The sequence below is a fragment of the Mycolicibacter terrae genome, assembly GCF_010727125.1.
In the GTDB taxonomy this organism is placed as follows: Bacteria; Actinomycetota; Actinomycetes; order Mycobacteriales; family Mycobacteriaceae; genus Mycobacterium; species Mycobacterium terrae.
The window spans coordinates 4,262,734-4,277,007 of the sequence record NZ_AP022564.1 but is presented as its reverse complement, the minus strand read 5'-3'; the positions used below and the strand labels follow the sequence as shown (position 1 = coordinate 4,277,007).

The 14,274-nt window shown below is 70.2% G+C and carries 11 protein-coding genes and 1 pseudogene; 7 read left to right on the top strand and 5 right to left on the bottom strand.

The window, feature by feature from the left end; genetic code table 11:
- Positions 1-26: 26 nt before the first annotated feature.
- The 7 genes from G6N23_RS20240 (at position 27) to G6N23_RS20210 (ending at position 9,760) form a co-directional block, all read left to right on the top strand.
- On the top strand, positions 27-2,360 hold the full coding sequence (locus G6N23_RS20240) for a hypothetical protein (RefSeq protein ID WP_170310056.1): 2,334 nt from the start codon (positions 27-29) through the stop codon (positions 2,358-2,360).
- The gene (gene murJ, locus G6N23_RS20235) at positions 2,357-5,755 is read left to right on the top strand and encodes a murein biosynthesis integral membrane protein MurJ (RefSeq protein WP_085258883.1); all 3,399 of its coding nucleotides are present in this window, start codon (positions 2,357-2,359) and stop codon (positions 5,753-5,755) included. The genes G6N23_RS20240 and murJ overlap by 4 nt, the downstream gene beginning before the upstream one ends.
- 65 nt (positions 5,756-5,820) lie before the next feature.
- Positions 5,821-6,441, top strand: a complete 621-nt coding sequence (gene sigM, locus G6N23_RS20230; protein ID WP_085258882.1) for an RNA polymerase sigma factor SigM — start codon at positions 5,821-5,823, stop codon at positions 6,439-6,441.
- Positions 6,442-6,448: 7 nt separating this feature from the next.
- Positions 6,449-6,979 (top strand): RsmA family anti-sigma factor, encoded by a 531-nt coding sequence (locus G6N23_RS20225; protein WP_234808450.1) that lies wholly within the window; start codon positions 6,449-6,451, stop codon positions 6,977-6,979.
- Positions 6,980-7,060: 81 nt separating this feature from the next.
- Positions 7,061-8,047: a thioredoxin-disulfide reductase gene (gene trxB / locus G6N23_RS20220; RefSeq protein WP_234808449.1), complete on the top strand. Its 987-nt coding sequence runs from the start codon at positions 7,061-7,063 to the stop codon at positions 8,045-8,047.
- Positions 8,044-8,382, top strand: a complete 339-nt coding sequence (gene trxA / locus G6N23_RS20215) for a thioredoxin (protein WP_085258880.1) — start codon at positions 8,044-8,046, stop codon at positions 8,380-8,382. The genes trxB and trxA overlap by 4 nt, the downstream gene beginning before the upstream one ends.
- A 157-nt stretch (positions 8,383-8,539) precedes the next feature.
- On the top strand, positions 8,540-9,760 hold the full coding sequence (locus G6N23_RS20210) for an N-acetylmuramoyl-L-alanine amidase (RefSeq protein ID WP_085258879.1): 1,221 nt from the start codon (positions 8,540-8,542) through the stop codon (positions 9,758-9,760).
- A gap of 52 nt (positions 9,761-9,812) precedes the next feature.
- Here the strand turns inward: G6N23_RS20210 and G6N23_RS20205 are convergent, their stop codons facing one another.
- The 5 genes and pseudogenes from G6N23_RS20205 to G6N23_RS20185 all read right to left on the bottom strand — a co-directional run bounded on the left by G6N23_RS20205 (position 9,813) and on the right by G6N23_RS20185 (position 14,210).
- Positions 9,813-10,595 (bottom strand): acetyltransferase, encoded by a 783-nt coding sequence (locus G6N23_RS20205; RefSeq protein ID WP_085258878.1) that lies wholly within the window; start codon positions 10,593-10,595, stop codon positions 9,813-9,815.
- Between the two features lie 227 nt (positions 10,596-10,822).
- Positions 10,823-11,833, bottom strand: coding sequence for a ParB/RepB/Spo0J family partition protein (locus G6N23_RS20200; protein ID WP_085258877.1), 1,011 nt, complete (start codon positions 11,831-11,833; stop codon positions 10,823-10,825).
- 28 nt (positions 11,834-11,861) lie between these two features.
- Complete coding sequence (locus G6N23_RS20195) at positions 11,862-12,974, bottom strand: ParA family protein (RefSeq protein WP_372509017.1); 1,113 nt, start codon at positions 12,972-12,974, stop codon at positions 11,862-11,864.
- Positions 12,860-13,579 (bottom strand): annotated as a pseudogene (rsmG, locus tag G6N23_RS20190) (16S rRNA (guanine(527)-N(7))-methyltransferase RsmG); the annotation flags it as partial. The pseudogene rsmG and the gene G6N23_RS20195, both read right to left, overlap by 115 nt.
- Positions 13,580-13,649: 70 nt before the next feature.
- Positions 13,650-14,210, bottom strand: a complete 561-nt coding sequence (locus G6N23_RS20185) for a Jag family protein (RefSeq protein WP_095174304.1) — start codon at positions 14,208-14,210, stop codon at positions 13,650-13,652.
- Positions 14,211-14,274 lie beyond the last annotated feature (64 nt).

The following is a 14,274-nucleotide window of genomic DNA, read 5'->3' as shown; positions in this document are numbered from 1 at the left end:
CTCTGGCGGTGGTGGCCGCCTTCCTGATGGCCCTCGGCGTGGTGCTCGGCTCCGCCGCCGCCCCGCCCGCCACCGCCGGCGAGCCCGGCGCGGCACCGTTCGTCCAGATCCGTATCGACCAGGTCACCCCGGAGGTCGTCACCACCTCCAGCGTCCCGGTCGTCACCATCGCCGGCACCGTCAGCAATGTCGGCGACCGGCCGGTGCGCGATGTGATGGTGCGCCTTGAACAGGCCGGCGCCGTAGCATCGTCGGCCGGCCTGCGCACCAATCTCAGCGGCGCCAACGACCAGTACCGGCCGGTGGGCACGTTCAGCACGGTCGCGACCGAACTGCAACGCGGGCAGGAAGCCCGCTTCACCGTGTCGGCCGCGTTGCGCTCGTCGAGCCAACCGGCGCTGAACATCGAACGGCCCGGCATCTATCCCCTGCTGGTCAACGTCAACGGCACACCGGACTACGGCGAGCCGGCCCGCCTCGACGACGCCCGTTTCCTGCTGCCGGTGACCGGCCTGCCGAGAACCGAGACTGACTCCGATCCGCTGGCCGGCGCCGTCGCGCCGGACACCTCCCAGCCGGTGCAGCTCACCATGCTGTGGCCGCTGGCCGACCGGCCCCGGCTGACTCCCGGGGCGCCCGGCGGCACGCTGCCGGTTCGGCTCAGCGACGATGACCTGGCGAGTTCGCTAGCCCCGGGGGGCCGACTGGATGCCCTGCTGTCCGCCGCCGAGTTCGCCACCAGCCCGACCGTCGACGGTGGCGGGGTCGTCAACCGGGCGCTGTGCCTGGCGGTCGACCCCGACCTGTTGGTCACGGTCAACGCGATGACCGGGGGCTACGTCGTCGCCGACTCCCCCGACGGCGCCGCCTCCCACCCGGGCACCGGCCGGGAGGCCGCCGCGACCTGGTTGGAGCGGCTGCGCCGGCTGGCGCGCCACACCTGTGTCACCGCGATCCCCTACGCGCAGGTCGATCTCGACGCGCTGTCCCGCGTGGGTGACCCGAAACTCGAGGCGATCGCGGTGAGCCGGCCCGCCGACATCGTCGACCGGATCCTGCGGGTGTCCTCGGTCCGCGGCGCCGTGGTGCTCGGCGACGGGAAACTCACGGCCGGCGCGGCGAACCTGATCAGCGCACAGGGCTCAGAGGGCGTAACGGTGGTGATCACCGCCGGCGACTGTTCGGCCCAGAACTCCGTCACCGGCGCGTCGGCCACCGCCGACGTGACCCCGCGGCGGCTGTCCCAGCGATTGGTGGCTGCACCGTATGACCCCGCCGTGGGCGCGGCACTGGCGGCGATGGGCACCGATCCGGTGGCACCGACCTACCTGGACGGCTCCCTGGCGGTCCGGTTGCACCACGACTCCGCCCTGGCCCGTCGCCAAGACGCCCTCGGGTCGATGCTGTGGCGGGGGCTGGAGCCCCCGGAGAGTCCCGACGCACCGCGTAACGAGATTCTGATGCCGCCGGCCTACTGGAAGCCTCGGGCCGACGACGCCCAGGCCGTGCTGACCGCGGTGGCCACCGCACTGCGGTCCGGGCTGGCGGTAGCCCGCCCGCTCGGCGCGGTGATCACCGAGGCCCAAGGTGTCACCGCCGCCCCGGCGCATCCGCTGCCGGCCGAGCAGGCGGGCGGATTCGGCCCCGAGATCATCGCCGCCGTCGCAGGCGACATCGGCCGGCTGTGGGGGTTGACGTCCGCGCTGACCGCCGACGCCCGCACCGGCCTGACCGGCGACCAGTACACCGCTCCGCTGGCCGAGGACATGCTGCGCGCACTGAGTCAGTCGGAGCCGCTCGACGTGCGCGGCGGCGTGGCGGGCCGGCGGCTGGCGGTCGTCGGCGGCACCATCGCGGATCTGATCGGCGCGGTCACCATCGTCAACCCGGCCGGCTCCTACACTCTGGCCACCGAACACAGCCCGCTGCCGCTGGCCCTGCGCAACGACTTGGCGGTGCCCATCCGGGTCCGCCTGCACGTCGACGCCCCGCCCGGCATGACGGTGGCCGATATGGGGGATCTGGAGCTGCCGCCGGGTTACCTGCCGCTGCGGGTTCCGGTGGAGGTGCGGGTCAACCAGCACTTCGTCGTCGACGTGGCCCTGCAGACCCCCGACGGGCTGCCGCTGGGCGAGTCTGCGCGGTTGTCGGTGCATTCGAACGCCTACGGCATGGTGCTGTTCCTGATCACCATGGCGGCGGCTGCGGCGCTGACGTTGCTGACCGGGCGTCGGCTGTGGCACCGCTTCCGCGGCCAGCCCGACCGCGCCGACTTGGACCGCCCGCCCCCACCCGGCCCGGACCGCCCCCGCCCGCCGGCGGCTGCCGCGGGCCGGCCCGACCGGGGCGCGGGCCGGTGAACGCACCGGCGCCGCAGCCCGCGCGTCCGGAGCTGACCGACGCCGCGGTGGTGTCGCGGTCGTGGGGCATGGCGCTGGCCACCCTGGTCAGCCGCGTCACCGGGTTCATCCGCATCGTGCTGCTGGCCGCGATTCTGGGTGCGGCGTTGTCGAGCGCCTTCTCGGTGGCCAACCAGCTGCCGAACCAGATCGCCGCGCTGGTGCTGGAGGCCACGTTCACCGCGATCTTCGTGCCGGTGCTGGCCCGCGCCGAACGCGACGACCCCGATGGCGGCACGGCGTTCGTGCGTCGCCTGGTCACGCTGGCGACGGCGCTGCTGCTGGCTACCACCGTGGTCTCGGTGGCGGCGGCGCCGCTGCTGGTCAAGTTGATGTTGGGCGGCGATCCGCAGGTCAACGAACCGCTGACCACAGCATTCGCGTATCTGCTTCTGCCGCAGGTGATCTGCTACGGGCTGTCCTCGGTGTTCATGGCAATCCTGAACACCCGCAACATCTTCGGGGCGCCGGCGTGGGCGCCGGTGGTCAACAACGTCGTCGCGATCGCCACGCTGGTGGTCTATCTGCTGGTGCCCGGTGAACTGTCGGTCGACCCGGTACGGATGGGCAACGCCAAGCTGCTGGTGCTGGGCCTGGGCACCACGGCAGGCGTCGTCGCCCAGACCGCGGTCCTTTTGGTGGCGATCCGGCGGGAGCGGATCAGCCTGCGCCCGCTGTGGGGTATTGACAACCGGCTCAAGCGGTTCGGCATGATGGCCGCCGCGATGGTGCTCTACGTACTGATCAGCCAGGTCGGCCTGGTGGTGACCAACCAGATCGCCGCCACCTCGGCCGCGTCCGGCCCGGCGATCTACTACTACGCCTGGCTGCTGTTGCAGTTGCCGTTCGGAATGATCGGGGTGACGGTGCTGACGGTGGTGATGCCGCGACTGAGCCGTAACGCGGCCGCCGGCGACGACCCCGCGGTGCTCGCCGATCTGTCGCTGGCCACCCGGCTGATGATGATCACCCTGATCCCGATCGTGGCGGTGATGACCCTCGGCGGCCCGGCGATCGGCAGCGCACTGTTCGCCTACGGCAACTTCGGCGACGTCGACGCCGGATATCTCGGCGTCGCGGTCGCCATGTCGGCGTTCACCCTGCTGCCCTACGCCATGGTGCTGCTGCAGCTGCGGGTCTTCTACGCCCGCGAACAGCCGTGGATACCGATCGGGATGATCGTGGTGATCACCGCGGTGAAGATCGCCGCGTCGGTGCTCGCCCCGCACCTGACTGACAACCCCGAACTGGTGGCCGCCTACCTCGGCCTGGCCAACGGCCTGGGTTTCCTCGCCGGCGCAGCCGTCGGCCATGTGCTGTTGCGCCGCGCGCTGCGCCCGGTCGGCGGGCACCTGCTGGGGTCCGATGTGGTCCGCACCATCCTGGTCACGGTGACGGCGTCGCTGCTGGCCGGCCTGATCGCCGAGGTGCTCGACCGGGTGCTGGGCCTGCGCGGTCTGACCTATCACGGTGCGGCCGGGTCGATGCTGCGCCTGTTGGTGCTGGCGGTGGTGATGTTGCCGATCATCGGGGCGGTGATGGTGCGCGCCCAGGTGCCCGAAGCGGCGGCGGCGGCGGCCGCGGTGCGCCGCAGGCTCGGGGCGCACCGCCGCCAGATCGGCGCCGCAAACCCGCCGTCCCCCGATCCCCTCGTCCCGTACTCTGATCACAACCGTTTGCCCACATCGGGCGGGGACGTGACGAACGCTTCCGCCCGGCAGAAACCCCCGGCGCACATCGCCGGTGGCTGGACACCGAAAGGTACGGAGGTGGCCGACAAACCTTCGGAGGGTCCCGCGGCGCGCGCGGCGTCGCAATCGGTTGCTCCGCCGCAATCCCAGCGGCCCGCCGGCGGCCCGGCCACCACCGAACCGGCCGCTGATGCTCGGGCCGGGGATCAGCTGACACCGGGCCTGAGTATCGCCGGCGGCCGCTACCGGCTGCTGGTGCGTCACGGCGGCACCGGCGTATTGCAGTTCTGGCAGGCCCTGGACACCGCGCTGGACCGGCAGGTGGCGCTGACATTCGTCGACCCGGACCAGACCATGCCCGAAGAGCAGCTCACCGGCATCTTGTCGCGCACCCAGCGGCTCAGCCAGATCGACCTGCCCGGGATCGCCCGGGTGCTCGACGTGGTGCGGATCGGCGCCGGCGGACTCGTCGTGTCCGAATGGGTCCGCGGTGCCTCCCTGCCGGAGGTGGCCGGAACCGCGCCGTCGCCGATCGGCGCGGCCCGCGCGATGCGGGCCCTGGCCGGCGCCGCCGAGGCCGCCCACCACACCGGCGTCGCCCTGTCCATCGACCACCCCACCCGGGTCCGGGTCAGCATCGAAGGCGACGTCACCCTGGCCTTCCCGGCGACCCTGCCCGACGCCCAGCCCGAGGACGACATCCGGGGTATCGGCGCCACCTTGTATGCGCTGCTGGTCAACCGGTGGCCCCTGGATGCCGGCGCCGACAGCGGGCTCGCCCCGGCCGACCGCGACGCCGCCGGCAGTCCGGTCAAACCCGACGCGGTCAACCCCGACATCCCCTTCCAGATCTCCGCGGCCGCCAGTCACGCAATCCAGTCGGACGGGGGCATCCGCGGCGCCTCCACATTGTCGAACCTGCTGCAGCAGGCCACCGCGCTGCACGAACAGACCGAGCTGCTGGGCCCCGTCGACGACGAGCCGCCCGCGCCGCGCCGAGAACCGCGCCCGCTGGATGCCGAGATGCGCGCGGAGCGGCGCCGCCGGGTGATGATCGGTGCCGGGATCGGCGGTGCCGTCATCCTGGTCGCGCTGCTGGTGTTGGCCTCGGTGCTCAACCGGATCTTCGGCGATGTCAACGGGCTGGACAAGACGGAGCTGGGCTTGAGCAGCCCGTCGGCGTCGTCCTCCCAGTCGGGCTCCGCCACGCCCGGCAGCACTGTGAAACCGGTACAGGCGACGGTCTTCTCGCCCGGCGGCGAGGCCGACCGGCCCCAGGACGCCGGGCTTGCCATCGACGGCAACCCGGCCACCTTCTGGTCGACGGACACCTATTCGGACTCGGTGCCGTTCCCCAACTTCAAGAGCGGTGTCGGGTTGGTGCTACAGCTGTCCAAGCCGACGGTGATCGGCAGCGTCGGGATCAACGTCTCCAGCACCGGGACCCGGGTGGAACTGCGCTCCTCCGCGACCCCGAAGCCGACCCGGTTGGAGGACACCACACTGCTGGCGCCCGCCAAGGCGCTGCAGCCCGGTGCCAACACGATCTCGGCCGACTCGTCGTCGCCGACATCCAACCTGCTGGTGTGGATCACCACGATGGGCAGCACCGGCGGGGAGAGCCGCACCCAGATCTCCGAGATCACCGTGCAGGCGGCGTCGTGAGCACCCTGGCGAGACCTGTGCACAGCTGAAGTGCCGCCGCGCCGCCGGCTGGTTAGTGTCCGCCCATGGGGCACCCTGACCGCAGCGACGCCGAACTCCTGGCCGCGCACGTCGCCGGTGACCGCTTCGCCTTCGGCGAGCTCTACGACCGCCATCAGCGCCGGCTGCGCCGGCTGGCCCGGCTCACCACCGGTTGCCCGGAAGACGCCGAAGACGCCCTGCAGGAGGCGATGCTCTCGGCACATCGGGGCGCCGGGTCGTTTCGCCACAACGCCGCCGTCGGCAGCTGGCTGCACCGTATCGTGGTCAATGCCTGCCTGGATCGGCTGCGCCACAGCAGGATTCAGCCCACTGAGCCGCTCGGCGAGGATCCCGCCGTCGGCGATCGCACCGCCGAGGTGGAGACCGCGCTGGAAGTGCATGCCGCGCTGCGCCGGTTGCCGGTAGAACAACGTGCCGCAGTGGTGGCCGTCGACATGCACGGCTACTCGGTCGCCGATGCCGCCGGCGCTCTCGGGGTGCCGCAGGGCACGGTCAAAAGCCGCTGCGCCCGCGGCCGGGCCCGGCTCGCGGTACTGCTGGGCCGAGATCACCCCGGTGCCGCCGGCAGCGTCGCGCCGGGTGGGCGACGGATAACCTTGGCATCGAACGGTGCCATGCGAAGTCGGGTCGACGACTGCGCATAGCCAGGATGTGAGCGGAAGCAGCGGCACGGCCATGGATGCGGGTGATCGGGAAGAAGACCGGGACGGCGCTGGACGCCCCGCCCATTCGAGCCGTCCCCTGCCCCGGCTCAACCGGATCGCCGCTGTGGCCGGGAGTGCGGCCGCACTGCTCGCGGTCGGGTTGGGCACGGCGGCCTTGATCCGCTTCCCCGGCGACACCCCCAGCGGCCCGCGGTCCTTCGACGCCATCACGGTGGAGTCCGAACCGACGCCGGTGCTGCCGCTGACCGAACCCGAGGTGCTCGAGTTGCTGGACCGCACCCCCGAATACGGGGCGCTGACCGACCCCGGCCGCCGGATCGGCTGCCTGGCCGGCCTGGGCTATCCCGCCTCCACCCGCGTCCTGGGTGCCCGCGAGATCACCGTCAACGGTCATCCCGGGGTCGTGCTGCTGCTGCCCGGCGACTCGACCGGCACGATCGTCGCGCTGGCGGTGGCCCCCACCTGCAATTCCGCCGACACCGGGCTGCTGGCCGACACGACCGTTCGCCGTCCGTAGCGGTTCCCCGGAACAATCGCCGCCTACGCTGACGTTGATAGCGCTGTTACCGATCCGAGCGGAAAGGCTCTGATGTCCTCGATGCCTGAGACACCGACCGTCCACGATGTGATCATCATTGGTTCCGGCCCCGCCGGTTACACCGCTGCGATCTACGCCGCGCGTGCGCAACTGGCCCCGCTGGTGTTCGAGGGGACCTCGTTCGGCGGGGCGCTGATGACCACCACCGAGGTGGAGAACTACCCCGGTTTCCGCAACGGCATCAACGGGCCCGACCTGATGGACGAGATGCGTGAGCAGGCGCTGCGCTTCGGCGCCGACCTGCGCCTGGAAGACGTCGAATCGGTGGACCTCGACGGCCCGGTCAAGTCCGTCGTCACTGCCGAAGGCGAGACGCACCGGGCGCGGGCGGTCATCCTGGCCATGGGCGCCGCCGCCCGCTACCTGAACATCCCCGGCGAGCAGGAACTGCTCGGCCGCGGCGTGAGCTCGTGCGCCACCTGCGACGGATTCTTCTTCCGAGACCAGGACATCGCCGTCATCGGCGGCGGCGACTCCGCGATGGAGGAGGCCACCTTCTTGACCCGGTTCGCCCGCAGCGTGACCCTGGTGCACCGCCGCGAGGAGTTCCGCGCCTCGAAGATCATGCTCAACCGGGCGCGCGAGAACGACAAGATCCGGTTCCTGACCAACGCCGTCCCGGTCGCGGTGGAGGGGCAGGACACGGTGACCGGACTGCGGGTACGCGACACCGTGACCGGCGCCGAGACCACACTGCCGGTGACCGGGGTGTTCGTCGCGATCGGCCACGACCCGCGCTCGGAACTGGTGCGCGGAGCGGTCCAGGTCGACCCCGACGGCTACGTGCTGGTCCAGCAGCCCAGCTCGCGCACCTCCTTGGAGGGGGTGTTCGCCGCCGGTGACCTGGTGGACCGGACCTACCGCCAGGCGATCACCGCGGCCGGCACCGGCTGTACGGCCGCCATCGACGCCGAGCGCTGGCTGGCAGACACAGCCGACGCCTCGCAGGACACCGTTACCGAAACCTTGATGGGAGCACCCCAGTGACTGACACGACCGACCACAACACGGTGACCGTCTCCGACGCCACCTTCGCCGCCGACGTACTGGCCAGCAGTAAGCCGGTGCTGGTGGACTTCTGGGCAACCTGGTGCGGCCCCTGCAAGATGGTGGCCCCGGTGCTCGAGGAGATCGCCGCCGAGCAGGCCGGCCAACTCACCGTCGCCAAGCTCGACGTGGACGCCAACCCCGAGACCGCGCGCGAGTTCAGTGTGGTCTCGATCCCGACGCTGATCTTGTTCAAGGACGGTCAGCCGGTCAAGCGGATCGTCGGCGCCAAGGGCAAGGCGGCGCTGCTGCGCGAGCTCTCGGACGTCAGCTAGCCGCCGGTTGGCGGGCGCGTCGGCCGACTCCGGCACGCAACTTTCTGGCCTCGTCGTTTTCAGAAAATCGGCCCGCGTCTGAGACAATGCTGCCTAATCTGCTGGCGACCGCCAGCGATGTTTTCGCTGCCAGCAGCGACGACCGGAGGGCTCAGTGATGTCGGGTCGGCACCGTGGCGCAGACGACGCGCTGCGCCGTGGCGACCGCAGCGGTGCCGTCATCGAGATCCGTGCGGCGCTGGCCGCGTTGGGCCTGGTGGACAGCCCGGACGCCGATCTGACCACCGGCAAACATGTCGCGCTGGATGTGTTCGACGACGACCTGGACCAGGCCGTGCGTGCCTTCCAGCAGCAGCGCGGACTGCTCGTCGACGGCATCATCGGTGAGGCCACCTACCGGGCGCTCAAAGAGGCGTCCTACCGGCTGGGCGCGCGGATCCTCAATCACCAGTTCGGCGCACCGATGTACGGCGATGACGTGGCGACTTTGCAAGCCCGCCTGCAGGATCTGGGTTTCTACACCGGAATGGTCGACGGCTACTTCGGCATCCAGACCCACAATGCGCTGATGTCCTACCAACGTGAGTACGGTCTGTACGCCGACGGCATCTGCGGGCCGGAGACGTTGCGTTCCTTGAACTTCCTGGCCTCGCGGGTGACCGGCGGTTCACCGCACGCGATCCGCGAAGAAGAGTTGGTGCGTCGCTCGGGACCCCGGTTGTCCGGCAAGCGGATAGTCATCGATCCGGGCCGTGGCGGCAGTGACCACGGGCTGATCACCCAGACGCCGTCGGGCCCGATCAGTGAAGCAGACATCTTGTGGGACTTGGCAAGTCGTCTTGAAGGCCGGATGACGGCGATTGGGATGGAGACGTTCCTGTCCCGTCCGAACGGCCGCAGCCCGTCGGATGCCGAACGCGCCGCCACCGCGAATGCCGTCGGCGCCGACCTGATGATCAGCCTGCGCTGCGCGACCCACACCAGCCCGGCCGCTAACGGGGTGGCGTCATTTCACTTCGGCAACTCCCACGGGTCGGTGTCCACCATCGGCCGTAACCTCGCCGACTTCATTCAACGAGAAATCGTGGCCCGCACCGGATTACAGGACTGCCGCGCCCACGGCCGGACCTGGGATCTGCTGCGCCTGACCCGAATGCCCACCGTCGAGGTCGATGTCGGCTACATCACCAGCCCACGTGATCGCGGGATGCTGATCTACCCCGCCACCCGCGACGCCATCGCCGAGGGGATGCTGGCCGCGGTTAAGCGGCTTTACCTGCTCGGCAAGAACGACCGGCCCACCGGCACGTTCACGTTCGCCGAATTGCTCGCTCATGAGCTGTCTGTCGAACGCACCGGCCGGCTCGGCGGCGGTTAGCAAGGCTCGACGAAGGAGAGCCGACGCTGAACCGCCGCATCCAACCCAGCGGTTAGCAAGGCTCGACGCTGGACCGCCGGATCATCCGAGGTTCCTGCCCACCGTCCGCTGACGCCGAAGCCGCCGAGGCGCCCGCCCCGACCGGCTGCTCGAGCTGCGGGCTCTCCAGCAGCCGCTCCAGCGCCGCCTCCACCTCCGCCTTCCAGCCCAGGCCCTTGTCGAGCTCCAGGCGCAGCCGGGGAAAGTACCGGTGCGGTGCCACCACGGTGAACCCGACGTCGGTCAAGAAGTCAGCTCCGATGATGCAGTGCTCCACCGAGCAGTCGCCGACGGCGTCGAGCACCGGTGCGACCTCCGGCGGCACCTTGCCCGGGTCCAGCAACTCCCCGATCGCCGCGGTCCTCCCGAAGGCCTCCAGCGCCCGGACTCCACGGCGGACCAGTTCCTCGACCGCACTGGCGATCAATTCCCGCGGCAAGCCGTCGGCCATCGGAGCCGGTTCGACGCCCATCGACGTCAGCAGCACCGCGTCGGCGGACACCGGTGCCGTCGGGAACAGGCGCGCCCGCGGGACCGCTCGCGGCGGAGCGTAGAGCACATAGCCCAGGCACGGCGAATCCCCGATGCCGGGAGCCGACGGGGTGGCGACCTGGCCGCAGCATCCCCATTCCAGCATCACCATCGACAGCCAGGCTTCCTTCTCGAACTCCGGATCCGAGAGGTGATCGTCGCGGCCGAGGGTCGCCGGATCCACCTCCCAGAAGACGCACCGACGTGCGTGCTTGGGAAGCTGATCGAAGCACTCGAGCTTCAGCGGTGCGATTCGGACAGACACTGAACTCCCGGTCGTCTCAACCCGTGCTGCCGCCGGCGACGGCCCCTTAAGGATAAGAGGGTTGAGCCGCCGGATGCCACCATCGGCGCCGGCCGGCGCTCCGGTTCCCCCGAAATGCGAAAATCGTTGTCGGTCAGCATGTTTCGCATCTATCGTGACCGGGGAGACGCTCTACCGTCACAGTGACGTAATTACCGCCGGTCATAGGTCGTGGCGCTGCACCGGTGTCAGGCCGTTGTGGAGTCCATCAGCGCGACGATGCGCTGCAAGTCGTCGACGGACCCGAATTCGACCACAATCTTGCCTTTGCGCTTGCCGACACTCACCGTGACGCGGGTGTCGAAGGCGGTCGACAGCCGCTCCGCGACGTCCTGGAGCCCGGGCATCTGGATCGGCTTGCGCCGGGGAGCCACGGGCGTTGAGGTGTCACCGCGGTTGGCCAGGGTGACCGCCTCCTCGGTCGCGCGGACCGACAACCCCTCCGCGACGATCCGCGCCGCCAGCTCCTCCTGCGCCTCGGTGCCGCCCTCCAGCGACAGCAGGGCGCGAGCATGGCCGGCCGACAAGACCCCGGCAGCCACCCTGCGCTGAACCGCGATCGGCAGCCGCAGCAACCGGATCATGTTGGTCACCAGCGGCCGGGACCGGCCGATGCGGGTGGCCAACTCGTCGTGGGTCACCCCGAACTCGTCGAGCAGTTGTTGGTAGGCCGCCGCCTCTTCCAACGGGTTGAGCTGTACCCGATGGATGTTCTCCAGCAGAGCGTCGCGCAGCAGATTGTCGTCGTCGGTCTCCCGGACGATCGCCGGGATGGTCTCCAGGCCCGCCTGCTGAGAGGCCCGCCAGCGGCGCTCCCCCATCACCAACTGGTAGCGCGGGGCGCCGGGCGCCGCCCCCGGCAGTTCCCGCACCACGATCGGCTGCATCAACCCGAACTCCCGGATCGAGTGCACCAACTCGGCCAGCGCCTCGTCGTCGAAGACCTGGCGGGGCTGGCGGGGGTTGGGCTCGATCGCGGCCGGGCTGATCTCCCGGTAGACCGCCCCCACGTCGGCGGCAGGAGCAACCGGGCCGGCGCTCCCCCGGCCCAGCACGACATCGGCCGCGGCGTCACCCATCCGCGGGCCCATGCCGGCTCCGCGCTCCGCGGTGGACTCGGCTCCCTCGCCGGGCCCGGTCGGGATCAGCGATGCCAGGCCGCGGCCCAAGCCGCCCTTCCTGCGCGACGGTCCGGTCATTTACGTTCCTTCTTGTTAACGGTGGACATCAGCGCCGCCCCTCCTGCGCACCGGCCGCGTCCCGTTCGACGAGTTCACGGCTGGCGTCCAAGTAGCTCATCGCTCCGCGCGACCCCGGGTCGTAGTCGATGATCGTCATGCTGTAACCCGGTGCCTCCGACACTTTGACGCTGCGCGGGATCACCGTCCGGAGAACGCGGTCACCGAAGTACCGCCGGACCTCGTCGGCGACTTGGTCGGCAAGCTTGGTGCGCCCGTCGTACATCGTCAGCAGCACGGTGGTCACCTCCAGGCGCGGGTTGAGGTGAGCTTTCACCATCTCGATGTTGCGCATCAACTGGGACACGCCTTCCAGCGCGTAGTACTCGCACTGGATCGGGATCATCACCTCCGGCGCCGCGACCAACGCGTTCACCGTGAGCAGGCCAAGTGACGGCGGGCAGTCGATGAAGACGTAGTCGAAGTCGGAGCCGTCGAGTTCGGCCAGCGCATTTCGCAGCCGGTTCTCCCGCGCCACCATGCTCACCAACTCGATCTCGGCACCGGCCAAGTCGATGGTGGCCGGGATGCAGAACAGTCGCTCGTTATGCGGACTCTGGCGGAGCGCGGCCTGGACCGGCATCTCCCCGATCAACACCTCGTACGACGACGGGGTGCCGGATTGGCGATCGGCGATACCGAGCGCGGTGCTGGCGTTGCCCTGGGGATCCAGGTCGATCACCAGGGTCTTGATCCCCTGCACCGCCAGCGCGGCTGCGAGGTTGACGGCCGTGGTGGTCTTGCCCACCCCGCCCTTCTGGTTGGCCACGGTGAACACCCGGCGCCGTTTCGGGCGCGGTAGGCGGTTGTGGGTGTGGAGCACCTGCATGGCGCGTTCGGCCGCCGCGCCGATCGGGGTGTCGAACTCCGACGATGTTTCACGTGAAACCGGGACTGCCGATGTTTCACGTGAAACCGCGCCGGGTTGCCGATCGGCGTGCTTGGCTGACGCCGGTGACGCGGGGCCGACTGATCTGCTCATGTCGGCCTCCCGGTGGGCCGTCGCACCGGGCCCGCCGAGCGGCGCGCCCGCGCCGTCTTGGGCTCCGCCCGCAGTGCCCTCACCACGGTCGCGGGCGGGGTTAAATAGTCCACGCCACATCTCACCACCCTCACGTCGTTCGCGCCTAGTCCGATCATCACATTGCGGTGCTCATCCACCTCGGCCTGTGCCCGCTCGCCCTTCATCGCCAACATCCGCCCGCCGGTCCGGAGCAGCGGCAGGCTCCACCGGCTGATCTTGTCCAGGCTGGCCACCGCCCGGGACACGACGGCGTCACACTCCCCGACCTCGTCGCGCACCGCCCGGTCTTCGGCACGGCCGCGGACCACCGTCAGATGGTCGAGCCCGAGTTCGTCGACCGCTTCGCGGAGAAACGCGCTGCGTCGAAGCAACGGCTCCACGAGCACCAGGTGCAGATCCGGCCGGGCGATGGCCAACGGTATCCCCGGCAGCCCGGCGCCGCTGCCGATATCGGCAACCCGCTCTCCCGGGTCGAGCAGCTCACCGACCGCCGCGCAGTTGAGTAGGTGCCGTTCCCAGAGCCGGTCGACTTCCCGGGGCCCCAGGAGGCCACGCTCCACACCGGGCCCGGCCAAGAGTTCCGCATAGCGTCGAGCGGTCGCGAGCTGGTCGCCGAAGACGTCGGCTGCGGCCCGTGGCGGCGCGGGCGCCGGTGCTCCCTCGACATGTTTCACGTGAAACATTCCTCCGGCTTCCCGGGCACGGGGCCGCGGTGGGGAATTACGCGGATGTAATTCCTCGCGGTGAATCCCGTCAGTCCCGCCGAACCACGACGCGGCGCGATGGCTCGACGCCCTGACTCTCGCTGTACACACCGGCGACGGCAGCCACCGCATCGTGGACGATCTTACGTTCGAACGGGCTCATCGGAGCCAGTTCCTCGTCGGTCCCGCTCTCCAGCACCCGGCGGGCCACCTCGTCGCCCAGCGCGGTCAGGTCGTCGCGGCGCCGGCGTCGCCACCCGGCAATGTCCAGCATCAGCCGGCTGCGCTCGCCGGTCTTCTGGTGCACCGCCAACCGCGTCAGTTCCTGCAACGCGTCGAGCACCTCGCCCTTGCGGCCCACCAGCTTGGTGAGGTCGTTGCCGCCGTCGATGCTGACGATCGCCCGCCGGCCCTCGACGTCGAGATCGATGTCGCCATCGAAGTCCAACAGGTCGAGCAACTCCTCCAGATAATCGCCGGCGATCTCCCCCTCGGCGACCAGTCGCTCTTCGAGGTCGGGCGCGGGTGCCGCGGCGGGCGCGGCCCCCTCCGCCTCCATCTCCTCAGCAGAGTCCACGGCCTCGCTCTCGGTGGTCTCTGCGTCGTTCATGTCGGTCGTGTCGGTCATATCGTCTCCCTCCGTGCCCGGCGGCTCACGCGCCGGTTGGCTTGTC